Annotated in this window: 12 protein-coding genes; all 12 read right to left on the reverse strand. The window is 59.1% G+C overall.

Annotated elements, in window-relative coordinates; all coding sequences use genetic code 11:
* Positions 1–157, reverse strand: a 157-nt coding sequence (rpsM, locus tag U0L91_RS08275) for a 30S ribosomal protein S13 (protein WP_330046013.1), incomplete at its 3' end; no start/stop codon positions are given.
* Positions 158–270: 113 nt separating this feature from the next.
* Positions 271–384: a 50S ribosomal protein L36 gene (rpmJ, locus tag U0L91_RS08280; RefSeq protein WP_330045992.1), complete on the reverse strand. Its 114-nt coding sequence runs from the start codon at positions 382–384 to the stop codon at positions 271–273.
* A gap of 32 nt (positions 385–416) precedes the next feature.
* Positions 417–653: a translation initiation factor IF-1 gene (infA, locus tag U0L91_RS08285; RefSeq protein ID WP_113999387.1), complete on the reverse strand. Its 237-nt coding sequence runs from the start codon at positions 651–653 to the stop codon at positions 417–419.
* A 25-nt stretch (positions 654–678) separates the two neighbouring features.
* Positions 679–930 (reverse strand): KOW domain-containing RNA-binding protein, encoded by a 252-nt coding sequence (locus U0L91_RS08290; protein ID WP_330045995.1) that lies wholly within the window; start codon positions 928–930, stop codon positions 679–681.
* A complete protein-coding gene (gene map / locus U0L91_RS08295; protein WP_330045997.1) occupies positions 918–1,691 on the reverse strand; it encodes a type I methionyl aminopeptidase in 774 nt (257 codons plus the stop codon). Before map ends, U0L91_RS08290 begins: the two co-directional genes overlap by 13 nt.
* Positions 1,692–1,698: 7 nt before the next feature.
* Positions 1,699–2,331 (reverse strand): adenylate kinase, encoded by a 633-nt coding sequence (locus U0L91_RS08300; protein WP_330045999.1) that lies wholly within the window; start codon positions 2,329–2,331, stop codon positions 1,699–1,701.
* 33 nt (positions 2,332–2,364) lie between these two features.
* Entirely contained in the window at positions 2,365–3,663 is a 1,299-nt protein-coding gene (gene secY, locus U0L91_RS08305; RefSeq protein ID WP_330046001.1) for a preprotein translocase subunit SecY, read from the reverse strand.
* A 1-nt stretch (position 3,664) separates the two neighbouring features.
* A complete protein-coding gene (gene rplO, locus U0L91_RS08310) occupies positions 3,665–4,102 on the reverse strand; it encodes a 50S ribosomal protein L15 (RefSeq protein ID WP_330046003.1) in 438 nt (145 codons plus the stop codon).
* Positions 4,103–4,119: 17 nt separating this feature from the next.
* Complete coding sequence (rpmD, locus tag U0L91_RS08315; RefSeq protein ID WP_300365250.1) at positions 4,120–4,299, reverse strand: 50S ribosomal protein L30; 180 nt, start codon at positions 4,297–4,299, stop codon at positions 4,120–4,122.
* A 13-nt stretch (positions 4,300–4,312) separates the two neighbouring features.
* A complete protein-coding gene (gene rpsE / locus U0L91_RS08320) occupies positions 4,313–4,819 on the reverse strand; it encodes a 30S ribosomal protein S5 (RefSeq protein WP_330046008.1) in 507 nt (168 codons plus the stop codon).
* Positions 4,820–4,835: 16 nt separating this feature from the next.
* Entirely contained in the window at positions 4,836–5,195 is a 360-nt protein-coding gene (gene rplR / locus U0L91_RS08325) for a 50S ribosomal protein L18 (RefSeq protein ID WP_113999395.1), read from the reverse strand.
* A gap of 18 nt (positions 5,196–5,213) precedes the next feature.
* A partial coding sequence (gene rplF, locus U0L91_RS08330) for a 50S ribosomal protein L6 (protein ID WP_330046011.1) occupies positions 5,214–5,683 on the reverse strand: 470 nt, incomplete at its 5' end.

Here is a 5,683-nt window from a genome sequence, read left to right on the forward strand (position 1 = left end):
CATCGTCAGCAGACAGATCCTTGACGCGGGTATCAGGGTTGATTCCGGTGCCGGCGAGAATCTCGTCAGCAGTGCTCTGACCAATACCGTAAACATAAGTCAGACCAACCTCGATCCGCTTCTCGCGAGGCAGATCAACACCAGCAATACGTGCCATAAAGCACCTCCATAGTTACATCCCATGTCCTAGTCGGGGCCTGCGCCGGGAATCTACGCACTTGGCCCCCAAGCGTTTTGGGTGAAGTTTCCGCAGCCTTACGCTGCGGACTTTCAGCCCTGGCGCTGCTTATGCTTCGGATTACTGCAGATGATCATCACGCGGCCTTTGCGCTTGATGACCTTGCACTTCTCGCAGATGGGTTTCACGGAAGGTTTTACCTTCATGATGTTAACCTCCTTCTATAAACACAAGGCGCTTATTTGGAGCGCCAGGTGATCCGGGCTTTGGTCAGGTCGTAGGGGGACATCTCCATGGTGACCTTGTCACCAGGCAGGATGCGGATGAAGTTGGTCCGCAGTTTGCCGGAGATATGCGCCAGAACCGTATGGCCGTTGGGCTTGCCCTCTTTGTTGAGCAGCTCGACCTTGAACACGGTATTCGGCATAGCCTCGCGGACGACGCCTTCTACTTCGATGACATCTTCTTTAGACAAGCTGATTGCCTCCTTGAAGGTTCATTCAGAACGGATGTTCGGCGTCATACGCCTTGATCGCGTCGCTGAGCGGTTGATCGCTTTTCAGAAGCTCGTTGCCAAGAACGGTGGCGGTGGGAGCAACATGCCGGCGCTTTTTCCGTTTGGGGTTCGCAAGACTGCGTCGGCCGCCGTCGGCCAGCGTCAGCATTTCGCCCTCCACATCCAAGACGGCAAAGGTACGGTTCTGATCCCGTCCTGCCTTGGAGCGTACCAGTTGGCCTTTCACAAAGTCCATCCGGGTTCCTCCCAGCCGTGGGTCAGGATTTCCGGCCCATTGCTCGTGATGGCAACGGTATGCTCAAAGTGAGCTGCCAGACCGCCGTCACAGGTTTTGACCGTCCATCCGTCTTTTAAGGTCTTTATCGCGCATTTGTACTGGCAGGTCATCGGCTCGATGGCGATGCACATACCGGGCACCAGCCGCTGTCCGCGGCCGGGATGTCCGTAGTTGGGGACCTCAGGGTCCTCATGCAGTTCCTTGCCGACGCCGTGGCCGACATACTCGCGCACGACCGAGAAGCCGTTCTCCTCCACATAGCTCTGCACCGCATGGCCGATATCCCCGATGCGAGCACCGGCCTGAGCGGCCGCAATGCCCAGATGGAGGCTCTCTCTGGTCACATCCAGCAGGCGCTGGGCTTCCAGATCGATCTTGCCGCAGGCAAAGGTGCAGGCGTTGTCGCCGTTGAAACCGTCGATCTTGCAGCCGGTGTCGATCGAGACGATGTCACCGGGGCGGATCTTCTGGTCGCGGCTGGGGATGCCGTGAATCACCGTGTCGTTCACGCTGATGCAGGCGGTGGCGGGAAAGCCGTACAGATGAAGGAAGTTCGGCCTCGCGCCGTGGCGCACGATAAAGTCGTAGATAATCTTGTCAATCTCTGCCGTGGAAATACCGGGCTCGATTGCTTCGCCGCCCGCCTTGAGCGCGGCCGCGCTGATCGCAGCGGCTTTGCGCATCTTTTCAAGTTCGGCAGCATTTTTGATTTGGATCATGGAACGCTTACGCCTCCAGCATTTTCAGGATGTAGGCGTTCGTGGCTTCAATGGAACCCTGATCGGTGATATCCACCAGTTTGCCGCGCTGCCGGTAGAAGTCCACCAGCGGCTCGGTCTGCTCGTGGTAAGTCGCCAGACGTTCCCGCACGGTCTCGGGCTGGTCGTCCTTGCGGATCACCAGCTCGCCGCCGCAGCGATCGCACACGCCCTCGACCTTGCTCGGCTTGTTCTTGATATGGTAGCTCGCGCCGCACTGTGCGCAGACGCGGCGGCCGGCCATACGGCCCTCGATCACGCTGTCATCCACCACGAGGTTGATGACCTTGTCGATCTCGACGCCCATACGCTCCAGGGCTTCGCCCTGTGCAATGGTGCGCGGCATGCCATCCAGAATAAAGCCGTTGACACAGTCAGGGGCGGCCAGGCGCTCCTTGACGATGCCCACGATGACATCGTCGGGAACCAGTGCGCCCGCGTCCATGAAACTTTTCGCTTTCAGCCCCATCGGGGTGCCGTCCTTGACGGCGGCACGCAGGATGTTGCCAGTGGAAATGGTGGGGATATGCAGCTTGTCACACAGAATCTCGGCATGGGTACCCTTGCCGGCACCCGGAGCACCTAAAAGGATGAGTTTCATTGGTTGTGTCCCCTTTCCATTCAACAGAATTTGTTATTCCAGGAAGCCCTTATGATGGCGAGCCGTCATATAGCCTTCCAGGGAACGCGCGGTATCCAGCGCGACGCCCACGACGATCAGCAGGCTCGTACCACCCAGCTGGATGGAGACGCCCGTCGCATCGCCGATGATCATCGGCACAGCCGCGACAATGGCCAGGAAGATGGCACCGATCAGGGTGATCTTGCTCAGCGTCTTGGTGATGAAGTCGCTGGTCGGCTTGCCGGGGCGGATACCGGGGATGGTACCGTTGTTCTTGCGCAGCTGATTGCTGATGTCCACGGGGTTGTACTGGATCGCCACATAGAAGTAGTTGAACGCGACGATGAGCAGCACATACACGACGAGGTACAGAATCGAGTTGTAGTTGAAGAAGCGGAAGAACGCGGTCCAGATCGGATGCTTGGTGGCATCCAGGTTCAGGAAGCTGCCGACCATGTTGGGCAGGCTGCACAGCGTCGAGGCGAAGATGATGGGCATAACGCCGGACATATTCACCTTGATCGGAATGTAGCTGGCCTGGCCGCCGTACATCTTGCGGCCGACGACGCGCTTGGCGTACTGGACCGGGATGCGGCGCTCGGCATTGGTCAGGACCACCACGAAGATGACGGCAATCAGGGCGAGAATCACCATGGCAGGCATCATCAGGTAGTAGCCCGGCGCACCGGCCTGGGCACGGGTGAGCATATCCTGGAAGGAGGAGACCACACGGGACCAGTCGGCGACGATGCCGGCGAAGATCAGCAGGGACAGGCCGTTGCCGATTCCCTTGGAATCGATCTGGTTGCCCATCCAGGTAACGAACTGGGCACCGGCGGTGAAGCAGGCGATGATGACCACGGCGGCAAAGATGCCAGTGAACCCATCGGTGTACTTCAGGGCGCCCATACGGCGGATGATGAAGTAGTACGCGACACTCAGCAGCAGGGCGATGGCGGCGCCGGTGTAGTTGGAGATTTTGGTCAGCTTCTGACGGCCTTCCTCACCCTCCTTGGAGAGATTCTCCAGATACGGGATCGCTACGCAGAGCAGCTGGATAATGATGGTCGCATTGATATAGGGCTGTACGCCCAGCGCGAAGATGGTGCAGCGGCTCATTGCACCGCCGGACATCATGTTGAGATAGGTCAGCATGCTGCCGGTCGTGAACATGGAATCCAGAGCACCCGTGGTAATATAAGGTACCGGAATTGCGCAGCCGAGACGGAAGAGGACGAGAATCAGCAGCGTATACAGCAGCCGCTTGCGCAGGTCTTCGATCTTCCAGGCATTGCGAAATGTTTCGAACACCTTAGATCACCTCTGCCTTCCCGCCTGCTTTCTCAATCTTTTCCTTCGCGGAAGCCGTGTAAGCGGCAGCCTTGACGTTGACAGCCTTGGTCAGCTCACCGTTGCCCAGGACTTTGACACCGTCCAGGGTCTTGGAAATGAGACCCGCCTTCAGCAGAGCCTCGGCGTCCACCGTGGCACCGGCCTCGAACTTCTCGAGGTCAGAGACCTTGATGGTGACGTACTTGGTGGCGAAAATGTTGTTAAAGCCGCGCTTGGGCAGACGACGCTGCAAAGGCATCTGGCCGCCTTCAAAGCCCGCCTTCTTGACGCCGCTGCGGGCCTTCTGGCCCTTGTGGCCGTAGCCGGCGGTCTTGCCGTTGCCGGAACCGGCGCCGCGGCCCTTGCGGGTCACGGCCTTGCGGGCGCCCGCGGGCGCGTTCAGTTCATGAAGCTTCATGCTTGCACCTCCTTGCTTTACGCCTTGGTCACGACGACCAGGTGCGAGATCTTGGCGATCTTGCCGCGGGTAGCCGCGTTGTCAGGCTGCTCGGTAACTTCGCCCGGGCGGTTGAGTCCCAGGGAGTGCGCAACGGCGATCTGCTCCTTGCCGCGGCCGATCAGGCTCTTGGCAAGACGAATGGTAACTTTTTCCATTGTGACGCCCTCCTTAACCCAGGATTTCCGCAACGGTCTTGCCGCGCTTCGCAGCGACGCTCTCGGCGTCGGTCAGGCCGCACAGGCCGGCAAAGGTAGCAGCGGTAACGTTGATCGGATTGTTGGAGCGCAGGCTCTTGGTACGGATGTCCTTGATGCCGGCGCATTCCAGAACGGCACGGACCGGGCCGCCGGCGATAACGCCGGTACCGGGAGCGGCGGGACGCATCAGAACGCGGCCGGCGCCGTACACACCCACGATCTCGTGAGGAATGGTGGTGCCCTTCAGGTTGACCTTGTGCATGTTCTTCTTGGCAGCGCCTTCGCCCTTGCGGATGGCCTCGGGAACTTCGTTGGACTTGCCAACGCCGTAGCCGATGTTGCCCTTGCCGTCGCCGACAACGATCAGAGCGGCGAACTTCATGATACGGCCGCCCTTAACGGTCTTGGAAACGCGGTTGATGGAGACGACCTTGGTGATCATGCCGTCATCTTGTTCTCTGTTTCTCTGCATGGCCATTGTATCTTCTCCCTCCTTACAGTTTCAGGCCGGCTTCACGGGCACCTTCAGCAAGTGCCTTAACACGGCCGTGGTATACGAAACCGCCGCGGTCATAGACCACTTCGGTAATGCCTTTTTCAAGGCACTTCTTGGCGATGCGCTCGCCAACCTTCTTGGCAGCGTCGCAGTTGCCGCCGTAGTCCTCAAAGTCCTTTTCCAGGGTGGAGGCGGAAGCCAGCGTAACACCAGCTTCATCGTCGATCACCTGGCAGTAGATGTGCTTGGCAGAGCGGAAAACATCCAGACGAGGACGCTCGGCAGTGCCGCTGATCTTGCCGCGGACGCGGCGGTGACGGCGAAGACGAGCTTCGTTCTTATCAGCCTTATTGACCATAATGTTTCTCCCCTCCTATTATTTGCCCTTGCCGGCTTTGCCTTCCTTGCGGATGACGAACTCGCCGACATAGCGGATGCCTTTGCCCTTGTACGGCTCGGGCGGGCGCTTGCCACGGACTTCGGCAGCGAACTGGCCGACTTCCTGCTTGTCGATGCCCAGGATGTTGAAATGCAGAGCATCCTTGACTTCGATCTTGATGGTGTCGGTCTCAGAGACCTCGACCGGATGAGAGAAGCCCAGAGTCAGGACCAGCTTGCTGCCCTGCTTGGCGCAGCGGTAGCCGACGCCCTGGATCTCCAGCTCTTTCTTGAAGCCTTCGGTGACGCCAACCACCATGTTGTGGATGTTGGTGCGGGTCAGGCCGTGGAGGCTGCGGGCCTCCTTCTCGTCATTGGGGCGGGTAACCAAAATCTCATTGCCCTCGACCTTGACGGTCATGAGGGGATGGAACTTGGAATGCAGGGGACCCTTGGGGCCCTTCACGG

It is taken from the genome of Gemmiger sp., from assembly GCF_036306485.1.
Taxonomy (GTDB): Bacteria; Bacillota; Clostridia; order Oscillospirales; family Ruminococcaceae; genus Gemmiger.